Here is a 21,159-nt window from a genome sequence, read left to right as displayed (position 1 = left end):
TCGACGCGCATCCACGCATATCAAAGCGCATCGATGTCAACGGACGCCCCACGCTCACAAGAAAAGTTTGCGTAAATAAGCGGAACCGCGTTCGGCACATGTGACCAGTACGAAGGTGGCGATCAACAGGAACGACACGGTCTGATACTGGAACAGGTTCATCGCGGTCAACAACTGGAACCCGATCCCGCCCGCGCCAACGAAGCCTAGAACGAGGGACGAGCGCAGGTTTTCATCGAAGCGGAAAAGACCAATGCCAAGCAGTGAAGGCAACACGCCCGGCACCACCGCGTGAGCCAACACCTGCACGCGGCCGGCGCCGGTCAGCGTCAGCGCTTCGACAGGGCCCATATCCATGTCTTCGATCACTTCTGCAAACAACCGCCCCAGCATGCCGACCGAGTGCACCGCCAGCGCGAGCGCGCCGGGGAACGGCCCCAGTCCAACGGCGGTAACGAACAACAGCGCCCACACCAAATCCGGTACCGCCCGGGTCACGCCAATGATCGATCGCGCGGCGTAGTAAAGCGGCAGCGCCGGAGTAAGATTCGCGGCCGCCAGAATCGCCAGCGGGAACGCAAGCAGTATCCCGAACACGGTGCCGAAAATCGCAAGGTCAATCGTCTCAAGCACGGGCCATAGATTCGGGACGAACTGATCGAACGCGGGCGGCATGGCGCGCGACATGATGTCGGCCATGCCATGCGCGCCGGTAATCAGGTCCTGCGGCCTCGCCTGAACAACAATCCATGCCTGGACAAACAACGCGAGCAAGACGAGAGCGGCAAGCACGGACCAAGCCGTGCGTGCACCCGGCGCACCGGGTGGGGTGCGCATTTCCATGACCTTGCTCATGACGCCTCGGCGAGATAAAGACCCGCGATCTGCTGACTGGAAACATCGGATGCCTGACGGTCGAATTCCAGCAGGCCGCCGCGCAGTCCGACCAAGCGGTCCGCATAACGCGCCGCGAGTTCCGGTTGATGCAGCACACATACGACCGCAAGACCGTCCTCAGTGGCGAGGCGGCGCAGCAACCGCATGACCTCATCGGCGGCTTCGGGATCCAGGCTCGCAACCGGTTCGTCCGCCAGCAAGACGTCCGGGCGCTGCGCCAGCGCACGGGCAACAGCCACGCGCTGCGCCTGTCCGCCCGAGAGCGTGCCGGCTCGCTGGCGAGCCAGATGCAGCAAACCGACTTCGTCCAGATAGCTCATTGCCGGTTCAATCTCGTCACGTGGCAGACGCCCGAACGCGCTCATCAGCGTCCGGTGACGGCCGAGCGCTCCGCAGCAGACGTTCGCCAGGACGCTGCGTCGCTTGACGAGATTCGCGTTCTGCGAAATAAGCGCGAGCGGCAAACGCGCTTCCCTGAGGGACTCGCCCGACAGCGTGGCCAGATCCCGACCGGCGACTTTCACGGAGCCCGCAGTGGGCCGGTTTAGTCCCACCACGCACTTCATAAAGGTCGACTTGCCACTGCCGTTACTGCCGAGCACCACCACCATCTCGCCGGCGCTCACCGACAAATTCAGGCTGCGCAGCGCGGTATGACCGTTCGCGTAGCGCATGGTCAGATCGCGGACAGCCAACCTGACGCCGGCCGCGCGCACGGCAGGCTTGGTCGAACCCATCGATGAAAACGCCCCCGCCGGACCCAGCGGTATATCACGCGATGTACTGAAGGGGGTATTCACAGCTTCGCCAGGTCGATGTGGAGCGTCGAGACCAGGTCGCGAATCTGATCGTAGGCCGCGTCCGTCTGGGGCACCGTCTTCAGTTCGGGGTTTTCATTCGATGCCAGGAACTTTTGATCCACCTCCGGCAACTCGTGGAAATCAAGCGAGCTCAACACGCGGGTGAGCCGAGCCTTGAAATCGGCAGGCAAGTCGGCACGCACGGCCAACGGATCGAGCGGGATGGGTTGCGACTTCCACAACGTTACGTAGGCCGAAGGATCGTACTCATTGTGTAACTTGGCGCTCTCGATTTCCTCGCTGTTCAGTTCGCCCACGTCGACCTTATGGTTGCGCAGCGCTTCGAACGATGCAGTGTGACTGCCTGCATAAAGCCCCTTCACGCCCTTGTCCGGATCAATGCCGTTCTTGCTCAGGCCAAACGCGGGAAACAAGTGCCCGGACGTGGAAGCCGGATCGGCGTAGGCAAACGAACGGCCCTTGACGTCCGCCAGCGTCTTGACACCCGAACCCGGCCACGTGACGATGGAAGCGTAATAGGTAGCCGGCTTGCCTTGCTCGCCCGCGAACGTGGCGACGGCTTGCGCATGCGCGACCTGGTGGGCCAGCACATACCCGAGCGGTCCGAACTGGCCGAACTCAAGCTTGTTGCTCCGCATTGCCTCAATTTCAGCGTTGTAGCTGGTCGCTACATAAAGCTGAACGGTGCAGCCCAGCTTGTCGCCGATCATCTTGGCGAGGTCCGTATAGACCGGCAGCATGCGTTGCGCTGATTCGTAGGGCTCGACGCCGAAGCGCACCACACCGTCATTCGGGCAGGCGCCGGCCGCGTGGGCGGTTGCGGAAACGAGACCTGCTGCCAACGACACAGCAACCAGAACTTTGGATACCTTCATATTTTCCTCAACTGAAATTTCGCGAGTGCCGGGCTAACGGCAATTCAAGGTTTCGATCCCGCTCCGTGCAGGTCATCAGTGCGCGTGGACTTCGTGTGGACTTCTGTCGAGCCACGTCACTCTATAAACCTCGTGTGACACATCGATGTACTTATCGAGACGTCTAGATGAATGCGTTTCCGTGGGTGCGACTTAGACCAGCCGATACGTAGAATTCATGCGGACATCTATACGTATATTGGTGTGTTTAACCCTACCCTTACTATCACGCAAGGAAACCCTCATATTTCCATCACGGGTCGCCCCCTACAATTCGCGACGGCAATTCATTTGAACCGAGCGGAATGACGACACAATGACAGCGATGGATAACGCCACGCCGGACACCGCGCTCGCACGCCGCGCGGGCGTTGCAATGTGGAGTCAGATCGAACAGATCCTTGCGGCGGAGATTGGAACAGGCAGGTTTGGCAAGGACGGGCGCATGCCGACCGAAGCCGAACTCGCCAAAAGGTTTGACGTTAATCGCCATACCGTGCGCCGCGCGATGACCGGACTTGCCGCACGCGGCCTTGTCAGCGTCAGGCAGGGACGAGGCACGTTTGCGCAGTTGCGCGCTATCGATTACACGATCGGGCAGCGCACGCGCTTCTCGGAAAATCTGCGTCAGCAGCGTCATACAGCGGCCGCCACCATGCTCCGCGCGCTCAAGGTGCGCGCCGCGCCCAACATTTCAGAGGCGCTTGCCTTGCGCGCGGGCGCGTCCGTCTACCAGATCGAGACCCTGCACGAATCGGACGGCGTGCCACTGACTTTTGCGCGCAACTGGTACCCTGCGACGCGTTTCGCGAATCTGCCGCAAGTGCTGGGGTCCAAGGGCAGTATCACGAGTGCGCTGGCCGAACTCGGCGTGACCGACTATTTGCGCAAGTGGAACCGTATCGGCAGCGTATTGCCCGATTCGGAAGTCATGCAAAGACTGAACATCAACCGTCAGCAACCGGTGCTGTGGGTGGAGAACGTCGATGTTGATCTCCAGGGCATGCCGATCAAATACGGTGTGACGCATTTCGCCACGGACCGGGTCCAGCTGATGGTGGGAAACGACACCTGAGCGTGACCGTTTCCCTCATCGGAAAAAATTCCTCGCACGTCCGTCTGCGCCCCTTCCCCGCATAACCGCAGTTTCACCTCCCCGGTCAAAATCGTGGTCTCCTGTTAGTTCGCGTCACGGGAACGCGGGTCAGCCAACGCGTCAGCCAGCCCGGCGCCAGCTTTTTTCCTGCCGCCCACAATATTCCCGATCGTGAAACGTCTTCATCTGTATGGAACAGCCGCCGCCCACGAACCCGATGATCGACAGAGATAGCGACATCACCGCGACCGTCTTGCGTGAGCGTACAAAACTCGGAAACTTCATCCGGCGTCGTGTGCGTGACCCAAGCGACGCCGAAGACATCCTGCAAGACGTCTTGCACGAGTTCGTCCAGGCGTACCGGCTTCCCGAGCCGATTGAACAAGTCAGCGCATGGCTGTTTCGCGTGGCGCGCAATCGCATCATCGACCGCTTTCGCAAGAAGAAAGAGCAGCCCCTGAGCGAGATGGCCGGGACCCATGACAACGCCGATGCCATCGACGATGAATACCGGCTGGATCTGGCCCTCCCTTCCGAAGATGGCGGGCCGGAAGCCGCCTATGCACGATCGGTTCTTCTGGTGGCGCTGCAAAACGCGCTCGACGAATTGCCGGAAAACCAGCGCGACATTTTCATCGCCCACGAGATCGAGGGCCGCAGTTTCAAGGAGCTGGCTTTAGAGAGCGGCGTAACGCTGAACACGCTGCTGGCACGCAAGCGTTATGCGGTGCTGCATCTGCGCGCCCGCTTGCAAGCCGTGTATGACGAACTGGATATTTAAAGGAGAAGGTAAATGCGTTTCGGACTGAGAGTCGTGGGCAAAGTGCTGTTGGTTATCGTGGGCATTGCGGTGCTCGGATGGATGGTGATGACCCTATGGAATTGGGTTCTGCCGGCGCTGTTTGTCGGGGCTCGCGCGATTGATTTCACTCATGCGCTGGGCCTGTTGATCCTGAGCCGGATCTTGTTCGGCGGATTCCGCGGCCATGGCGGCTGGCGTGGACGCCAGCAGTGGCGCCGGTGGGAACAAATGACACCCGAGGAGCGCGACAAGTTCAAGAAGGTCATGCGCTGCGGCCAACGCAAGCCGCTAGAGGATGCTGTATGAGCAATGCGCCGGCATCCGCATGCAAACAGGCGCCGGGCGTGATCGCGCCCGTCGTGAACTTCGGCCGGTGCGAGGGCAAGGCCGATTGCGCGGTCGTGTGTCCGGAGAACGTCTTCGAGATCCGCCGGATCGACCACGCCGACTATCAGCGCCTGGGGGCATTGCAAAAATTCAAGCTGCGCGTGCACGGCATGCAAGTCGCCTACACGCCGAACGCCGATGCGTGCCGCGCGTGCGGCTTATGCGTGACCGCGTGTCCGGAGCGGGCCATTACGCTGGCGCGGATGAGTTGACGGCACGCCGGCGCCGGGCATTTTCCGGTCACATGGACGCAGCACTGACATCGGGTCGCGATTTTTCTTTGCTATTGCCGCGAGGGCTGTTATTAACGATGTAAGGCGGCCGCAAGCAGCGGCCCACACAACCCGCATAGCAATTTAGCCTTTAAATTTAGGCGCTTAAGCGCACATGCAGGTTCGGCCGAGGTAGACCCGGAACGCTCCGCCAGCCGCCTGAGACAGCATTAAAAACCCTCAATTTACGGGTTCCGATGCGAATCGCAGGACCGGTTCAGCCCCCTTGAAAGCAAAATCAGGCAAAATTCGATGGTTAACCCCGGTCGTTGACGCAGCCGGAGGCGCCCCCAACCCATTTTTCTTGAGATAAGCGATGAGTACCGAGCAACCTACGATCATCTACACCCTCACCGATGAGGCCCCGCTGCTGGCCACCAGCGCCTTCCTGCCCATCATCCGCACGTTCACCGCGCCGGCCGGAATCCGCGTCACCACCAGCGACATTTCAGTCGCCGGCCGTATCCTCGGCGAGTTCCCGGAATTCCTGACGGAAGAGCAACGGGTGCCGGACAACCTGGCCGAACTCGGCCGCCTGACACTGCTGCCTGAAACCAACATCATCAAGCTGCCAAACATCAGCGCGTCGCAGCACCAGTTGATCGGCGCGATCAAGGAACTGCAGGGCAAAGGCTACAAGGTTCCGGATTTCCCCGAAGAGCCGAAGACCGACGCTGAAAAAGCAATCCGCCAGCGTTATTCCAAGTGCTTGGGCAGCGCCGTGAATCCGGTGCTGCGCGAAGGTAACTCAGACCGCCGCGCGCCTGCCGCCGTCAAGAACTACGCGCGCAAGAATCCGCACAGCATGGGCGAGTGGAGCATGGCTTCGCGCACCCACGTCGCTCACATGCGGCACGGCGACTTCTATCACGGTGAAAAGTCCATGACCGTTGCGAAGGCTCGCGACGTGAAGATGGAACTGGTCACGCAAAGCGGCAAGACCATTGTGCTCAAGCCGAAGGTATCGCTGCTGGACGGCGAGATCATCGACAGCATGTTCATGAGCAAGAAGGCGCTGTGCGACTTCTATGAAGAACAGATGGAAGACGCACGCAAGACCGGCGTGATGTTCTCGCTGCACGTGAAGGCCACCATGATGAAGGTCTCGCATCCTATTGTCTTCGGTCATGCCGTGAAGATCTTCTACAAGGAAGCCTTCGAGAAGCACGGCAAGCTGTTCGACGAGCTGGGCGTGAACGTCAACAACGGCCTCGTCAACCTGTACGACAAGCTGGAAACCCTGCCGACTTCCAAGCACGAAGAAATCATCCGCGACATGCACGCGTGCCACGAGCATCGTCCTGAACTCGCGATGGTCGATTCGGCCAAGGGCATCTCGAACCTGCATGCACCGAATGACATTATCGTGGACGCGTCCATGCCCGCGATGATCCGCATTGGCGGCAAGATGTGGGGCGCCGACGGTCGTCCGAAAGACACGAAGGCCGTGATCCCGGAAAGCACGTTTGCGCGGATCTATCAGGAAATCATCAACTTCTGCAAGACCAACGGCAACTTCGATCCGGTCACCATGGGCACGGTGCCCAACGTCGGCTTGATGGCTCAGCAAGCCGAGGAATACGGCTCGCATGACAAGACGTTTGAAGTGCCGGAAGGCGGCGAAGCGCGCATTGTCGACATTGCGACCGGTGAAGTGCTGCTGACGCAAACCGTGGAAGAAGGCGACATCTGGCGCATGTGCCAGGTCAAGGACGCGCCGATCCGCGACTGGGTCAAACTGGCTGTCACGCGTGCACGCAATTCCGGTATGCCGGCCATTTTCTGGCTGGACCCGTATCGTCCGCACGAAGCCGAAGTGATCAAGAAGGTCGAGACCTACCTGAAGGATCACGACACGAGCGGCCTGGATATCCAGATCATGTCGCAAGTGCGCGCGATGCGTTATACGCTGGAACGCGTGATCCGCGGCCTGGACACAATCTCGGTGACGGGCAACATTCTGCGTGACTACCTGACCGACCTGTTCCCGATCATGGAACTCGGCACCAGTGCCAAGATGCTCTCCATCGTTCCGTTGATGGCCGGCGGCGGTATGTATGAAACCGGTGCGGGTGGTTCAGCGCCGAAGCATGTGAAGCAGTTGGTGGAAGAGAACCATCTGCGCTGGGATTCGCTGGGCGAATTCCTGGCGCTGGCGGTGTCGCTGGAGGATCTTGGCATCAAGACCGGCAACACGCGGGCCAAGGTCCTGGCAAAGACGCTGGATGCCGCCACGGGACAACTGCTGGAGAACAACAAGAACCCGTCGCCGAAGACTGGACAACTCGACAACCGCGGCAGCCAGTTCTATCTCGCGATGTACTGGGCGCAGGAACTCGCGGCGCAAACCGAGGACGCGGGACTGGCTGCTCAGTTCGCACCGTTGGCAAACCAATTGACGGCGGACGAGAAGACTATCGTGGCGGAGTTGTCAGCGGTCCAGGGTGGCGCAGCGGACATCGGCGGGTATTACAAGCCGGACTTTGCGAAGCTGGAGTCGGTAATGCGCCCCAGCAAGACACTGAACGCTGCACTGGCGGCAGCTCAGGCTTAAGGCGTTTGATTGGCGTGTAGCCAATGATCGCACTCTTCCGGTTTCAGCCGGAAGAGTGCGATGTTTCTCGCAGGCATCAGCGCGGATAGTTCAACAGAACTCTTCGCGCTTATTTTTTCCTCATTTAGTTTGTATAACTACCTAATGTCTGGCGCCCCGCTCACAACGCCAGACTTCCAAGTTCCCCATAGGTCCGGTTCAACCACACCTTGACGCGCTGCCGCTCCAGCAAACCAAGCCCGGAAGCGGCTCGATCCGCGTGATTGACAGCCGCCCAAAAACTGACGCCATGCTGATCGATTTTCTGCATTGTGGTGTCGGGCAAGCGTCGCAGGCTGATCACACTGGCACCCAACGCCTTGGCCCGGACGAGTTCCCCCGATGCTTCCAGAATCTCGAACCGGTCACCACGAACCTCGTTGAGCACGATCACCAGTTTGATGCGTCCACTGAACTGGTCGAGCCACTGCCGCAGCAGGTCGACCGAATCACGCCCGGCGTCCATGACGTGCCACCAGGTCAGCGTCAAACCATGCTCATGCGCGAGACCAATGACATCCGCGTCCTCAAGCCATTTGCCGAGAGACTGCTGCGTCTGCGCGGCGAGATCAACCAGGATGCGCCGCTGAGGATCTTCGAGCGCCTGTTCAATGATGGGGTCGAGGCTATCGTGACGATCAAGCACGGCCGGCGCAGCAAAATCCGCATAGAACCGCAGTAGCGCGCCGTGCGATTTGTCGGTGTCGAAACCTGTAAACGGGATGCTCCGATCAACAAAATACTGGGCCAATACGCGGGCGACGAGCGATTTGCCGACGCCTCCTTTTTCGCCACCGATAAAGTGGATGTAGCTCATTTCTGCGGATCCTTTGTCGAGGAGCGGGATGGGTGGAAAAAAGCGTATCGAGTTTCGATGACGTGACAGCGACTTGGCTAAAAACGGCACAAGTAACAGCGGCTTAGGCTACACGGAAAAGAAATGCGTGACAGCATGCATGCGGCGCTATCGCATGGAATTGTTAAATCGCTTTCTTCGGTCGTCAAGTCGTTAAGTCGGACGGATGCTGCGCTTGGAGCGTCCCGCATGACTGGCGCGTCCGTGGCTTAGCTGACAAGACAGCAAACGATTGCATGCATGCCTCGCCAATAAAGAAAGCGGCTAACGTGCCGTTAACTAAGAGAAATCATCTGCGCTTAAATCTTCCTCGACACCCGCTCCACGGTTCCGGATAGACAACTCGCTGGTTTTATCGAAAGGAAACGGTCTAACGATCGTGTTTTGTCCGAGTAGACGATTCCAATGGGCTGCGGTATGTTGAATCATCGGCTGCATAGTCGCCCTGTTTAAAGAATGTGTCTGGCAAGCGACCTGCTGCGAATTAACAAAAATGCCCACAACCCGGATCTTGCTTGCCAAGCGACTCAAGCTGACAACGGCCGCTCTGTGCGTGCTGGTCCTGAGTCTTGCGACGCCCTTACTCCTGCATCAATCACACACCTATTCCTTAGCGGAGAATGGGGTTCAATCATTAGACCGTTTTCGCGCCGCATTACTCGCCATGGAAAGCGTATCGGCGGAACGTGGTCCCGCTAACGGTGCGCTAGGTGCAGACGCACAGAATGCGCCGGCGCTGCGGCTTCCCTTAATTAACGCGCGTGCTGAAAGCGACCGGCGCCTGGCCGTGTTGCGCTCGCTGATTGCAAGTGGCGTATGCCCCGACTGCACGACTGAACGTGCGTCTGTTGATATCGTACAAACACAGCTAGTTGCTGCCCGCAAGCAAGTCGACAGCCTCATCGCTCAGCCCATAGAAAAACGTGACCATGATGCGGTCCTAAGCGCGGTCAACCAGATGATCGCCGTCATTCCCAATTTTGGGCCGCTTGCAAATGCCAGCGCGGCAGGCATTGTGCGCGGCGATCCGAGCGCGCTGAATTGCGTCTTGACCGCTCGGTTGACGGCTCAACTTCGTGAACAGGCCGGGCTTCTGGGGTCGACCTTCACTGCGGCGCTGACCGCTCACCGGCCGTTGAGTGAAACCGAATTATTCGCGCAAGAACGGGCTAAAGGACGTATAGACGAATTGCGCAGCCTGATTAGTGCCCGCGTAGAACATACGCCGATTAGCGCAACCACTTATCAGAGCCTGACCAGCGTCTATTACGACAACGGCCTGAGCTACATAGCGCGTGTCCGCGAGATGGCGACGCGTCCCGAAGGCGCCAATCTCACGGCTGCCGAACTGGCTGCGGAGTATGTGCCGACCATGCGGCCCATCGTGCAATTTCGCGACTACGTGCTGGATCTGGCGGAAGCCGAAGTCAAAGGGCATCGTAATGAATCGCTGATGTTGCTGGTTGCAAGCGTCATTGGCTCGGCGGCTGTTCTTTACCTTTTGCTGATTGCGTCCGTGTACTTCAGGCGGCGGTTCGTTCAACCGTTCATTGAAGCAGCGGACATCGTCATGGCGATCGCCGACGGAAAACTCGAGACGCCCATTCCTCACGGTGAACAACCGCTTGAGATCCGCAGCCTGTTTCACGCAATCCTTGTGTTGAAGGAAAACAGCATCGAGAAAATGCGGCTCGAACATGAGCGCAATATCCTGCTGCGCGAACTTGAAACCGTTGCCGACACCGACTTCCTGACCCGTCTGCTTAACCGCCGCGCGTTTGAACGCAAGGCGACTGTTTCGCTAAGCCGCCACACGGAGACAGAAGCCAAGCAGGTCCTCATCATGTTCGACGCAGACCGCTTCAAGCAGATCAACGATACCCTGGGCCACGCCGCCGGTGACCTGGCGCTGCAAACAATTGGAAGATTGTGCAGCGAGATCTGGCGTCAGCCGGACATCGTGGCACGCCTCGGCGGCGAGGAATTCGCCGTGCTGACAAAGGTCGATGACGCCAGCGAAGCCATTGCCACCGCTAACGAATTGCGGCGGCGTCTGGCGGTCACCGCGCTGGAGCTGGATGGTGTCCGCTTTACAGTCACGTTGAGCTTCGGGATCTCGCTGGCTTCGCAAACAGAGCATGAGACGCTCGACGCGCTTCTACTACGCGCCGACAAGCTGCTTTACAGCGCCAAGCTGGGCGGGCGTAACTGCATTGTGTCGGACATCGAAAACTCGACCAGCCACTAGCATCATTAGCTTCACCGGCACCCTGCAGCCGTCATTCCACCGTTGGCGTTTGCACGCGTGCAGCGAGAAACTGCACGAAGGTGCGTACCTTGCTCGAATGCCGGCGATTCGGCAGATAAGCCGCATAGATGACCGAATCGCCCGCATGCGGATTGACCTCGGTATTTTCAAAGAGGCGCAGGAGATGACCGGCGCCAATTTCCTGCGCCACCAGCCACTCGGGCAACAGCGCAATGCCCCTGCCCGCGAGGACGGCTTCGAACAGCACGTCGGGGTTATTGGCAATCAGGTGGCCGCGCACTTCGACGCGTTCTTCCGTCACTCCACGCCGAAACGTCCACACCTGTCTTGTCGCCCGACGCGGACCGCCATACGCGAAGCGCAGGCATTCGTGGTGCGCTAGCGCTTGTGGTTCATCGGGCGTGCCGTGCCGTTCCAGATACTCATGGCTCGCCACGACAAAACGCTTGTTGTCGGCCAGCTTCCTGACGACCAGGCTTTCATCGCGTGCGGGCAAGCCGATTCGAATCGCGACATCAATACGTTCTGTCGCCAGGTCGACATAGTGATCGGCGACCACCACGTCAAGGACCACGCGGGGATACTCGCTCAGGAAGGTGGCAAGGTGAGGCGCCAGGCACAACCGGCTATAAGCAGTTGGCACGGAGATACGCAGCGCGCCAACGGGCGCCGCGCCGCTGTCGAAGATGCTGTCGTCGGCTTCAGCAAGATCGTCCAGCACCTTGCTGATTTGCTCGACGTACGCCGTGCCCGCGTCGGTGAGGCTGACGCGGCGCGTAGTACGCGTCAGCAACGCAGTACCCAGCGACGCTTCGAGCGCATCCATCAGGCGTGTGACTGACGAAGTGGCCACCCCTAGCCGTTGCGCGGCCTTGGAAAAGCCGCCGGCTTCGGCCACTTCCAGCAACGTCGTCAATGCGACCAGTTTGTCCACTTTGATGGCTCCGCTGTGCGAAACGTTGCGTGGCACGCAACGCAAGATTGCTTTGCGAACGTATTCTACTAACGAATTGCAATCGATATCCTATGCGTACTCATTCTCGGGAGCGCGCCGTGCAGGTCATCGAACTCTCTGTCAGCTACGACTTTATTTGCCCGTGGTGCTGGATCGGGCACCTGAATCTTGCCTCGGGAATTCGTGCGGCCAACCTGCCAGTCCCCGTTTCAATGACGTACGCACCGTTCGAATTGAATCCCACGATGCCCGCGGTCGGAATGGACCGGCGCGGATATCGGACGGCCAAGTTCGGCAGTTGGGTACGCTCGCAAGGAATGGATGCGCAGGTTGCGGCGACCGGTCTGGCTGCCGGCGCGCAATTCAATTTCGAGCGGGTGAGCAGGACGCCGAACACACGTCTCGCTCATCAGCTGATGCAGTACGCGTTAAGCGTGGGCGACGCGCGCAAGACCGAAGCCCTCTATGAGTCGATATTCGCCGCGTACTTCTCCGAGGGCCGCGATATTGGCTTGATCGGCACGTTGGTTGAACTCGCCGCGAAAGCTGGCTTCAATGCCGCCGCTACAGAGAAGTACCTCTTGCTAGGCCAAGGTCTTGCAGGGGTGCTCGCCGCGCAGCGGCTGACTCAGCAGCAAGGCGTTCGCTCGGTGCCGACCGTGTTCATCGCAGGCGATGCGATCAGCGGCGCGCAACCGCCGGCGGTATTCGCCAACGCGCTGCGGGCGGCACTCGAACGGAGCACCGCATGAACCCGTCAGTGAAGCCGCGCGGGAACCGCTTGATGAACATCGAACATTAAACAGTTTCGATTACTAAGGATCTATCACATGACGCCTAACGCACCTGCTGCCGGCCAGAACGGCGGCACAGTCAAGCTAACCCAGGGCATGACCGCGCTGTTCGCGTTCTGCTGCGGCGCGATCGTCGCCAACCTCTACTATGCGCAACCGATCACCGAGCTCATCGCACCGGACATTCACATGTCGGGCGGCATGGCGAGCCTGATTGTTTCGCTTACGCAGATCGGCTATGCATTGGGACTGTTCTTCCTGGTTCCGCTTGGCGATCTGCTGGAGAATCGCAAGCTGATGATCACGACAGCCATTGTCTCGATCTTCAGTCTCGCGCTGGCCGCTGTAACGCGTCAGCCGAGCGCGTTCCTGGCGGTGTCGTTGCTGGTCGGTTTCAGTTCGGTCGCCGTGCAGATCCTGATCCCTTTGGCCGCCCATCTTGCACCGGACGAGTCGCGTGGCCGCGTGGTCGGCAACATCATGAGCGGGCTTCTGCTTGGCATATTGTTGTCACGTCCGATCTCAAGCGTGGTCGCCGGTCATTTTGGCTGGCGCACGGTATTCGGCTCGGCGGCGGTGTTGATGGCCATCGTGACGGCGGTCCTGGCGCTGACCATCCCGCGCCGCCAGCCGTCGCATCAAGCGACCTACTTTCAGTTGATTCATTCGCTTGGCGAACTGGTTGCGACCTTGCCGACACTGCGTCATCGCGCGTTGTATCAAGGGTTGATGTTTGCCACGTTCAGCCTCTTCTGGACCGCGGTGCCGATCGAACTGACGCGTCATTACGGCTTGTCGCAGAACGCGATTGCCGTGTTCGCGCTGGTCGGCGCGATAGGCGCCACGTCGGCTCCCGTGGCAGGGCGGCTCGCCGATGCCGGGCATTCAGTTCGCGCGACGTTGATAGCCCTCGTCGTCGGGGCGCTCGCATTCACACCGGGACTGATTCATCCGGCGTGGGGCGTGGGTGGACTCGTTGTGACCGGCGTTGTGCTGGACTTCGCCGTGCAGATGAACATGGTGCTCGGCCAGCGTGAGATCTATGCGTTGCATGCGGCCAGCCGCAATCGTCTGAATGCGCTTTATATGACCAGCATCTTCATTGGCGGCGCAATTGGGTCAGCGCTCGCCAGCAGCTTGTATGACCATGGTGGATGGCCGTTGACCGCCATGGTCGCGAGCGTGTTCCCGATCATCGCGCTGATTCATTACCTGATGGTCGGCAGGTCGGTTGCGACAGCGACCGCTTAAGCGAAATAGAGTTGAGCGTTCCTTGCAATGGCGGGAGCGCTTGGGTGACGTGACGGCCCCAATTTAAGCCCTTGCGTGATGCGATCACCGGTCTTGCCGGCGGTCTCACCGCGCGAAGGCGTCGCTAGCTTAGTTCGCCAGTGCGGTTTGAATAGTCTCAAGCAGGCGTGGATCATCTGCCGTGACATCCGGCGAGAAACGGCCTGCCACGCGCCCGTCCCTGCCAATCACGAACTTCTCGAAGTTCCACAACACGTCAGGCGCGGGGTTAGGTTCAATGCCGTAGCCTTTGAGGCGCTCGCGAAACGGGCCGTCGCCAGTTGCGTCCGGCTGTGTGCTGGTGAGCGTCTGGTACAGCGGATGCTGGTCTGCACCAACTACGGATACTTTCGAAAACATCGGAAATTTCACGCCGTAGGTCGAGCTGCAGAATTCCGCGATCTCGGCATTGCTCCCCGGCTCTTGCCCCTTGAAGTTGTTCGCCGGGAAACCCAGCACTTCAAGGCCCTCGGCTCGTTTGTCTTCATAGAGTTTTTCCAGCGCTTCATATTGCGGTGTAAGCCCGCACTTGGAGGCTACGTTCACGATCAACAAAACCTTGCCTTTAAACGGCTCAAGCGTAAGCGCTGCGCCGTCGATGGAATTCACGGGAATATCGTAGATTGTCTGGCTCATGTTTGGACTCGTTTTGGCTCGTTTGAGCTGGATGGAGAAAGGGGTCAGGCAGAAATGAGGCGCTTCTGCTAATTCACATAAGCGCCGTCTATCCTACTCCGGACCGTTTGTGGCTGCAGAGCATTGCCCTCATGAGCAAACGGAACGCTTGGTTGTACCGGTTAAAGCTGTGAACGCTTAAGCGCCGATCATCTGCCTAGCTGCAGATTCAGCCATCGCCAATGCCGCGTCGGCCTCGCGCACCGGGCGACCACAACCGCGACCCGTCACTCGCTCAATCTTCTTCGTGTCTCGAATGGTAGTCACCCGAATAGCGCCTTTGAACATCTGGCCGGGAGACGGCAGGACGCAAGCCTCAACCGTCATGTTGCCCTTGGTTTGTTTGAAAGCCATCACATTCTCCAGAAAAATTGGCGCAGGCAACGCTCAATGGGACTCGCCATTAATGGCAAGTCCCGCCGGACGCGCTTCAAAACGGTATTGAAGATGCTTGGGGTATTGCGCGTCGATCACGCGAACCAGACGGCTGATTTCGTCCTTCAGTGCATCGACTCGCTCAACGCCCAGCAAGTGCCCCGCCTTTACCAAACCTTCACCGAATTTCTCGGTCATCAACGCGGCCAGTGCCGGCGTTTCCGCGCCGCGCGTCACATCCTGCGCGCGGTTTCTTGCATATCGCTGAATTTCTTCGATCAAAGCCGTAACGTCGTCGGTCATGGTGCTCCCGCTTTCTATAGTGTCGATCATGCGAAAACCTTAGCGTCTTCGGATCGCTTCCTATTGTTGACCTTCCGCAGTAACAGCCGTGTCGAAAGAACGCTTGCCGCCGTAAACGTCCTGTAAAAACGAGGGGCCTCAGGTTGACGCGTCCTCGTCCATGGCATCGATTGATTCGTCATCCTCTATACGTGTCAGGATCATTTCCACTCGCGAGTTCCAGTGCCTCAATGCGGTCACGCAGCCTGATTCCATCACAAATTCAAACGTGGTTTCCGGACTCATCCGGCTTCGGAACTGAAGATCCTTGAGCGGCACGAGGACTTCGGCGGGCGACATCGGAAAGCGCAGCACGAGCTTCTCGTCACGGTTGAACTGGACCGCCGCCTTGATCCCGAACGCCGTCACGTAGGTCCCCACGAGCTTTTCGATCACGCTAGCCGGCAGTGAATCAGGGACACGCACGAATACCGCATCGGCCTCATCCAGCCACAGCACCGCGCGGTCGATGTCGCCTAGCGGGCTCGTCTGGAACGATACGGACCAGGCACCTTCGGCCTCGTCATCGGGGGTGTCGAAACGATCATAGTGAAAGTGATTCAGTGCGAGCCTGGCATGGCGGAATTCAAACTGAAGCTGCTTGTCATGTAGCGCGACAGTCAACGTGCCATAAGCAGGATGGCCGTAATGCCCTGCGTATTCCGCAAGGTCGTGCGACGGGCATGTGTTCGGCACGGCATTAGGCGTCACGCGTTGACGCGCCTCGCGCATGGTGCTTCTTATCTTCTTGCTGAAGTCGAGCATGCGTTCGGTCCAGTCCGTAGGAGCCAGTCCCAGCATGCGGTCGCAAATTTCGTAGCCAACGACATTGCGCAGCATCGCGCAATGATCCCCAATAACGAACACACTCACGCCAATTTTCTCGCGTGGCAAGTACGAGATCTGGGAGTGAAAGGCACGCAGGTCGCCCCCGTGACTCGTGAGCAAATGCCCTCGGTACGAAGCGGTTTGCCGGCCCATGCCATAGATGACGTTTAGCTCCGGCGAGAATCCCATGGCCTCGCCCATCGCATCGGGAATTGGCAAGCCGGGTGCCAGCGTCGCTTTCAAAATGCGCTCAGGAATAATCTGTTTCCCATCGAGTCGGCCGCCATTCATCAGCATGACAAGCCAGCGAGACATGTCATCCAGACTGGCAACCATGCTTCCCGCGGGACTCGACTCGTCAGCATCCATATAGGGAGGCTGCCAAAGTTCACTGCTATCGCGCTTCTCGAGGAAGGGCACGGCAAATTCCGGCTGCGCAAGCATGCCGGTAATCGAGAAGGCAGTCCGGGTCATGCCCAACGGTGTCAGGATCTCGTCGTGGACGAAGATATCCCAAGGTTTCCCGGTCAACAATTCGATAATGTGACCCACTGCCTCGTACATCATGTTGTTGTAGATGAACTTGGTGCGTAATGGCGCTTCCGGCTTCATGAACCTGATCCGCTCGAACAATTGCTTCGGCGACAGGCGCGCTTCGTACCAGATCATGTCGTGTCGCGGCACGCCAGTCCGGTGACCCAGCATGTCGCGCAGCGTCACCGTTTCATCAAGTGATTTATCGTAGAAACTCAAACTTGGGACGAAATCGCGGATTGGACGGTCAAAGCTCAGCAGACCGCGATCGACCAGCAAGCCGGCCGCAACGGCAGTGAACAGCTTTGTGTTCGACGCAATCGGGAACCCGGTCGCCGGCGTAAATGGCAGCTTCTGTGCATAGTCGCGATACCCATATCCCTTGGCGAGCAGGACCTTGTCGTCTTTAAGAATACTGACGCCAATACCCGGTACGTTCCATTCGCTAACCAGCTTCTCCATCAAAGCATCAAAATCACTCAATTCGTTCAGCATCGATTGTCCTTTAGTGGCAAGAGAAGCGTGTCGGAGAAGCGTCTTGGGTCGTGGCGTTCTTTAAGGGTCGCGGAAGCAAAAAGCGGGTGGAGTTAGAAAGAATCGCGACTCGGGTTAGCGTAACGCGATCGAAATGCTGAAATGCCTTGAATTACACAATGCAAGTTTTCATTTGAACGATAAGGACACGTTGGACCGGAAGAAGTGCAGTTTGTTCTTCTCGTTTTTTCCTAACACGCGAGCGGGTCGCCACTTCTCAGTTGCCCGCCGCCTGACTTGAGAATGACATCAAGCAGTGACATTGCGTCCATGCCTTCAGCCAAGCCGCGGACTATGCCGTCGAGACGCCCGTCGACCTTGAGCATGGCAAATCCATGGACCAGTGCCCAGGCGGTCACCACGCGCGCGGCGCCCTCTGTGGACAGCGGAGCGTCAGGCTCTTGCGGCGCACCGACGGTCGCGCGCAGCACCGACAACGCGCCGCTCATCGCTTCGCGCAAACCCGGTCGTTCGAGGTCAAGCCGCTCGCTGCGGAACATCAGCATGAATAGACCCGGAAACTCTGTCGCGAACTCAACGTAGGCGCGTCCTTGCGCGGCAAGTCGCGCCTCGGGAGCGGCGACCGCCGCAGACGCTTCGAGCAGGCTGCTTTCGAAGCGGCGAAAACCAACGGCTGCTAAATCGCTGAGCAGTCCGGTCACATTGTCGAAGTGGTTCTTGGGGGCGGCGTGAGATGCGCCGGCCTCGCGCGCGGCGGCTCGCAACGTAAGCCCGCCGATGCCCTCGCGGGCCAGGATGCGCTCCGCTGCTTCCAGCATGGCCTCACGCAATGCCCCGTGGTGATACGGACGCCTGGCCTCAGCCGCCAATGGTTGCTTGGATTGTTCGGCTCGCTTACCCGTCTTCTTGATAGTCATCTGTTTCCGCCAATGTTGACGTCGTCAATTTTATCTTGACGAACTAAAGCACAGCATCTATTTTAGATATTGCTATTGTCAACATTCAATTGAACCTATGACAATCTTCGTTGCAGGTCTCCTGGTTTTCCTCGGTATCCATTCCGTCTCCATCGTCGCGCCACTCTGGCGGGATGCGCAAGCCGCGCGCATGGGCAAGAACGGATGGAGAGCACTGTATTCACTGGTGTCGATCGTCACTCTGGTCGCGATGATCTACGGTTACGGCATCGCGCGGCAGACACCGGTCGTGGTCTACGCGCCGCCGCTACCGCTGCGGCACCTCACATTGCTGCTCATGTTGCCGGTATTTCCGCTGCTGGTCGCGGCTTATCTGCCGGGTCGTATCAAGCGCCTGACCCGACATCCGATGCTGCTCGCCGTTATCTTGTGGGCGGTGGCGCATTTGCTCGCCAACGGTACGCTGAACGATCTGCTGCTGTTCGGCGCGTTCCTCCTCTGGGCAGTGGCGGACCTGATCTCGGTTAGCCGGCGCGCCAACGTCCGCCCGGTGCCGGGCGCGCCGCCTTCGGCCATGAACGATGTAATCGTTGTCGTCGTGGGGTTGGGGCTGTACGCGTTCATGCTGCTGTGGGCCCATGCACGCGTGGTGGGAGTGTCTCCGCTCGGCTGATCTGGATTTGCGCTCACAGATCAATAACGATATCCCCACCCGGCTGCGCGCAACAGATAAGAACGTTCCCTTGCGCAGGCATGTCGAGTGGCTCTGGACCATAGCTGACCGTCCCCGAAACCAGTCCGCTTTCGCAGTTATGACACACCCCGGTTCGACACGACCATCGAACCGGTACGTCACACGTTTCGGCCAGATCCAGGATGCTCGGATGCACCGCCGCATTCCAGTGCGCTGCAATACCACTGCGCGCGAATGAAACGAGTGGCCCGGTGTCGGCATCGTCTTCCGGCAGGTGTGGCGCACGCATCGGAGCGCCGACGATTCCAGGTGTCATCGCCTGACCGCCGCCGAAGTTTTCAGCGTGAACCCGCTCCGGTGCGACGCCCAGACCGGCGAGCATCACTTTCATGTCCGCCATGAAACGCGACGGGCCGCAGAGGTAAAAATTCGCGTCTCGCGGCACACCTGCCTCGTCAAGAGCCTGCCGCGACAGATGCCCGGTCGCATCGAAAGCCGTCCCAACGCGCTCTCTCGATTCCGGCTGGCTGTAGCAGATATAGCTGCGCGCATGCGCCAGTGCATGCACAAGACCGCGGGCTTCATCGGCGAATGCGTGGTGCTGTCCATCGTGAGCGCCGTGGAGCCACCAAACCTGCCGCGTCGAGCCCTCTGCGGCCAGCGCGTGCAGCATGGCAAGGACAGGCGTCACGCCTATTCCAGCGCTGAGCAGCACCAGCGGACCGTCTCCCCGCCGCAGGACAAAACTGCCGCGCGGCGCGCTGACATCGAGTGCATCGCCCACATGAAGCTGCGTTCGCAGGTAGGTTCCCGCTGCCCCATTCGGCTCGATCTTGACGCTGATCCGATAGCGTTCCGTCGATGCAGCGCCCGAAAGCGAGTAGCTGCGAAAGAGTGGCGGCCCGTCGTCGGGTCGAGGCAGACGCAACACCACGTACTGGCCCGGCAGTGCCGATTGCAGCAACTGACCGCTCGTGCTCCGCAACGTCAGCGAGAGGACATCGGCGGACGCCGGTTCAATCGCCGTCACCGTGAGCGGTCGAAATCCTGGCGCGACCGGATGCGCAGCGACGGCAGGCGCAAGTCCTGCGTTCCCGCTAGCACCACCCGTCGTCTGGTCCCGCAGCAACGCCTCGAACGACCCGCGCCACCCGGGCGAAAGGGCATCGATACGCAACGCCTGCTCCAACCGATCGCGCGGATGATGGGGCGAATACAGAAGCGCGTTGATCTCGGCGACGCTCATGCGCTCTGTTGCCTCACCGACTTTTATGATGTCATCGCCAGCGCCGACGGCACCCTCCTGCAAGACACGGAGATAGAACCCAGGCCGTCCGCCGGAAGTCAACAACGCAGCCATGCGGGGCTCGTTCGTCCGGATGCCGACGCGGTAGCATGTGACCCGCGGTTGCGTCACTTCGAATAACGCGGTACCGATCCGATAGCGATCGCCGATGCACACCGCAGAGTCCGGCATGCCTTCGATCGTGAAGTTCTCGCCGAATTGGCCGTGGACAAAACCGGTGCGCTTCAGTTGCGCCTGCCAATGGCGATACGATTCGATCTGATAGACGAACACGGCCCGCTGCTCGCCCCCGTGTCCGCCCAGGTCACCCTGACCATCGCCGGTGAGGTTCAACCGGCCGGCCCAGCAACGCTCATGCACCGGCTCCTTCCAGATTGCAGTGTGGACCGTGCGGCCTTTCCAGTCGATGTCGCGCGGCAGTCCGACGTTCACCGATAACAGTCGAGCCATGCTTCCCTCCGTGGAAGTCAATTTACGTCAGGCCGCGCGCACTGCGTCGCGTAGCGCCATTAGCGACGTTGCGCGTCGATCTCCTTGCGCAACCGGCTTTCGGTCTCCTGAAGTTCAGGCGTAAACGCTTCGCCGAAATCCGCGGGTTCGAAGAAAGGCCGAATTTCGATTTCCGATTCGCTCGGCATCGGGTTCGGGCAGCGGCGAACCCATTCGATCGCTTCGTCCATCGACTGGACTTGCCAGAGCCAATACCCGGCGATCAGTTCTTTGGTTTCGGAAAAGGGACCGTCAATGACGGTCCGGTCCTTGCCCGAAAACTTGACGCGCACGCCCGCCGAACTCGGTTTCAGTCCATCGCCACTTTGCATGATGCCCGCTTTGACGAGTTCTTCGTTGTATCGGGTCATCGCTTCGATAAGTTCCATGCTCGGCATCTGACCTGCTTCGGATTCGGCGGTCGCCTTGACCATGACCATCACGCGCATTTCGTTTCTCCTGTGGAAAAAAGTGATTCACTGATTATCTCGAGAAGACTTGCGAGGTCTTCAGCACAACGACGAGTGAGCGCGCCCAAATTCGACAGCCAATTGCACC

21 protein-coding genes are annotated in these 21,159 nt (G+C 59.4%); 9 read left to right on the top strand and 12 right to left on the bottom strand.

Going from position 1 to position 21,159, the window contains the following annotated elements; translation table 11 throughout:
• Positions 1–54: 54 nt before the first annotated feature.
• The 3 genes from phnE to ACMX25_RS10870 are packed head-to-tail and all read right to left on the bottom strand — an operon-like array spanning position 55 to position 2,593.
• Entirely contained in the window at positions 55–855 is an 801-nt protein-coding gene (gene phnE / locus ACMX25_RS10880; RefSeq protein ID WP_414949797.1) for a phosphonate ABC transporter, permease protein PhnE, read from the bottom strand.
• Positions 852–1,697, bottom strand: coding sequence for a phosphonate ABC transporter ATP-binding protein (locus ACMX25_RS10875; protein ID WP_414949795.1), 846 nt, complete (start codon positions 1,695–1,697; stop codon positions 852–854). Before ACMX25_RS10875 ends, phnE begins: the two co-directional genes overlap by 4 nt.
• Entirely contained in the window at positions 1,694–2,593 is a 900-nt protein-coding gene (locus tag ACMX25_RS10870; protein WP_414949794.1) for a phosphate/phosphite/phosphonate ABC transporter substrate-binding protein, read from the bottom strand. Before ACMX25_RS10870 ends, ACMX25_RS10875 begins: the two co-directional genes overlap by 4 nt.
• A gap of 355 nt (positions 2,594–2,948) precedes the next feature.
• On the opposite strand from ACMX25_RS10870, the gene phnF reads away from it, so the two are divergent.
• The 5 genes from phnF to ACMX25_RS10845 all read left to right on the top strand — a co-directional run bounded on the left by phnF (position 2,949) and on the right by ACMX25_RS10845 (position 7,743).
• Positions 2,949–3,707 carry a phosphonate metabolism transcriptional regulator PhnF gene (gene phnF / locus ACMX25_RS10865; protein ID WP_414949793.1) on the top strand — a complete coding sequence of 253 codons (759 nt, stop codon included), beginning with the start codon at positions 2,949–2,951 and terminating at the stop codon, positions 3,705–3,707.
• A gap of 211 nt (positions 3,708–3,918) precedes the next feature.
• Positions 3,919–4,509 carry an RNA polymerase sigma factor gene (locus ACMX25_RS10860; RefSeq protein WP_414949792.1) on the top strand — a complete coding sequence of 197 codons (591 nt, stop codon included), beginning with the start codon at positions 3,919–3,921 and terminating at the stop codon, positions 4,507–4,509.
• A gap of 12 nt (positions 4,510–4,521) precedes the next feature.
• A complete protein-coding gene (locus ACMX25_RS10855; protein ID WP_414949790.1) occupies positions 4,522–4,836 on the top strand; it encodes a hypothetical protein in 315 nt (104 codons plus the stop codon).
• The gene (locus ACMX25_RS10850) at positions 4,833–5,129 is read left to right on the top strand and encodes a 4Fe-4S dicluster domain-containing protein (RefSeq protein WP_414949788.1); all 297 of its coding nucleotides are present in this window, start codon (positions 4,833–4,835) and stop codon (positions 5,127–5,129) included. The genes ACMX25_RS10855 and ACMX25_RS10850 overlap by 4 nt, the downstream gene beginning before the upstream one ends.
• Before the next feature lie 376 nt (positions 5,130–5,505).
• A complete protein-coding gene (locus ACMX25_RS10845) occupies positions 5,506–7,743 on the top strand; it encodes an NADP-dependent isocitrate dehydrogenase (protein WP_414949786.1) in 2,238 nt (745 codons plus the stop codon).
• Positions 7,744–7,903: 160 nt separating this feature from the next.
• On the opposite strand, the gene ACMX25_RS10840 is transcribed toward ACMX25_RS10845, so the two are convergent.
• On the bottom strand, positions 7,904–8,599 hold the full coding sequence (locus ACMX25_RS10840) for a P-loop NTPase family protein (RefSeq protein ID WP_414949785.1): 696 nt from the start codon (positions 8,597–8,599) through the stop codon (positions 7,904–7,906).
• 703 nt (positions 8,600–9,302) lie between these two features.
• Here ACMX25_RS10840 and ACMX25_RS10835 point away from each other — a divergent pair.
• Positions 9,303–10,886: a GGDEF domain-containing protein gene (locus ACMX25_RS10835; protein WP_414949784.1), complete on the top strand. Its 1,584-nt coding sequence runs from the start codon at positions 9,303–9,305 to the stop codon at positions 10,884–10,886.
• Between the two features lie 31 nt (positions 10,887–10,917).
• Here ACMX25_RS10835 and ACMX25_RS10830 read toward each other — a convergent pair whose 3' ends face one another.
• Positions 10,918–11,841 carry a LysR family transcriptional regulator gene (locus ACMX25_RS10830; protein ID WP_414949783.1) on the bottom strand — a complete coding sequence of 308 codons (924 nt, stop codon included), beginning with the start codon at positions 11,839–11,841 and terminating at the stop codon, positions 10,918–10,920.
• A gap of 92 nt (positions 11,842–11,933) precedes the next feature.
• Between ACMX25_RS10830 and ACMX25_RS10825 the strand changes: the two genes are divergently transcribed.
• The gene (locus tag ACMX25_RS10825) at positions 11,934–12,614 is read left to right on the top strand and encodes a DsbA family oxidoreductase (RefSeq protein ID WP_414949782.1); all 681 of its coding nucleotides are present in this window, start codon (positions 11,934–11,936) and stop codon (positions 12,612–12,614) included.
• Between the two features lie 78 nt (positions 12,615–12,692).
• Complete coding sequence (locus tag ACMX25_RS10820; RefSeq protein ID WP_414949781.1) at positions 12,693–13,907, top strand: MFS transporter; 1,215 nt, start codon at positions 12,693–12,695, stop codon at positions 13,905–13,907.
• 129 nt (positions 13,908–14,036) lie between these two features.
• Here the strand turns inward: ACMX25_RS10820 and ACMX25_RS10815 are convergent, their stop codons facing one another.
• From ACMX25_RS10815 to ACMX25_RS10795, 5 genes are all read right to left on the bottom strand, one after another.
• Positions 14,037–14,582: a glutathione peroxidase gene (locus ACMX25_RS10815; protein WP_414949780.1), complete on the bottom strand. Its 546-nt coding sequence runs from the start codon at positions 14,580–14,582 to the stop codon at positions 14,037–14,039.
• A gap of 177 nt (positions 14,583–14,759) precedes the next feature.
• Positions 14,760–14,975, bottom strand: a complete 216-nt coding sequence (locus ACMX25_RS10810) for a hypothetical protein (RefSeq protein WP_414949779.1) — start codon at positions 14,973–14,975, stop codon at positions 14,760–14,762.
• A 33-nt stretch (positions 14,976–15,008) separates the two neighbouring features.
• Positions 15,009–15,299: a hypothetical protein gene (locus tag ACMX25_RS10805; protein ID WP_414949778.1), complete on the bottom strand. Its 291-nt coding sequence runs from the start codon at positions 15,297–15,299 to the stop codon at positions 15,009–15,011.
• Between the two features lie 138 nt (positions 15,300–15,437).
• Entirely contained in the window at positions 15,438–17,195 is a 1,758-nt protein-coding gene (locus ACMX25_RS10800; RefSeq protein ID WP_414949777.1) for a serine hydrolase, read from the bottom strand.
• Between the two features lie 230 nt (positions 17,196–17,425).
• Positions 17,426–18,112 carry a TetR/AcrR family transcriptional regulator gene (locus ACMX25_RS10795; RefSeq protein WP_414949775.1) on the bottom strand — a complete coding sequence of 229 codons (687 nt, stop codon included), beginning with the start codon at positions 18,110–18,112 and terminating at the stop codon, positions 17,426–17,428.
• Positions 18,113–18,209: 97 nt separating this feature from the next.
• Between ACMX25_RS10795 and ACMX25_RS10790 the strand changes: the two genes are divergently transcribed.
• Complete coding sequence (locus ACMX25_RS10790) at positions 18,210–18,785, top strand: NnrU family protein (protein ID WP_414949773.1); 576 nt, start codon at positions 18,210–18,212, stop codon at positions 18,783–18,785.
• A 13-nt stretch (positions 18,786–18,798) separates the two neighbouring features.
• Here the strand turns inward: ACMX25_RS10790 and ACMX25_RS10785 are convergent, their stop codons facing one another.
• Together ACMX25_RS10785 and ACMX25_RS10780 are read right to left on the bottom strand one after the other, a co-directional pair.
• Positions 18,799–20,562 carry an MOSC domain-containing protein gene (locus ACMX25_RS10785; protein WP_414949771.1) on the bottom strand — a complete coding sequence of 588 codons (1,764 nt, stop codon included), beginning with the start codon at positions 20,560–20,562 and terminating at the stop codon, positions 18,799–18,801.
• 59 nt (positions 20,563–20,621) lie between these two features.
• Positions 20,622–21,050, bottom strand: coding sequence for a YciI family protein (locus ACMX25_RS10780; RefSeq protein WP_414949770.1), 429 nt, complete (start codon positions 21,048–21,050; stop codon positions 20,622–20,624).
• Positions 21,051–21,159 lie beyond the last annotated feature (109 nt).

This window comes from Caballeronia eucalypticola, assembly GCF_047608185.1.
Lineage (GTDB): Bacteria > Pseudomonadota > Gammaproteobacteria > Burkholderiales > Burkholderiaceae > Caballeronia.
Note: the sequence above shows the minus strand (reverse complement) of the source record. Positions and strands in the feature narration are given on the sequence as shown.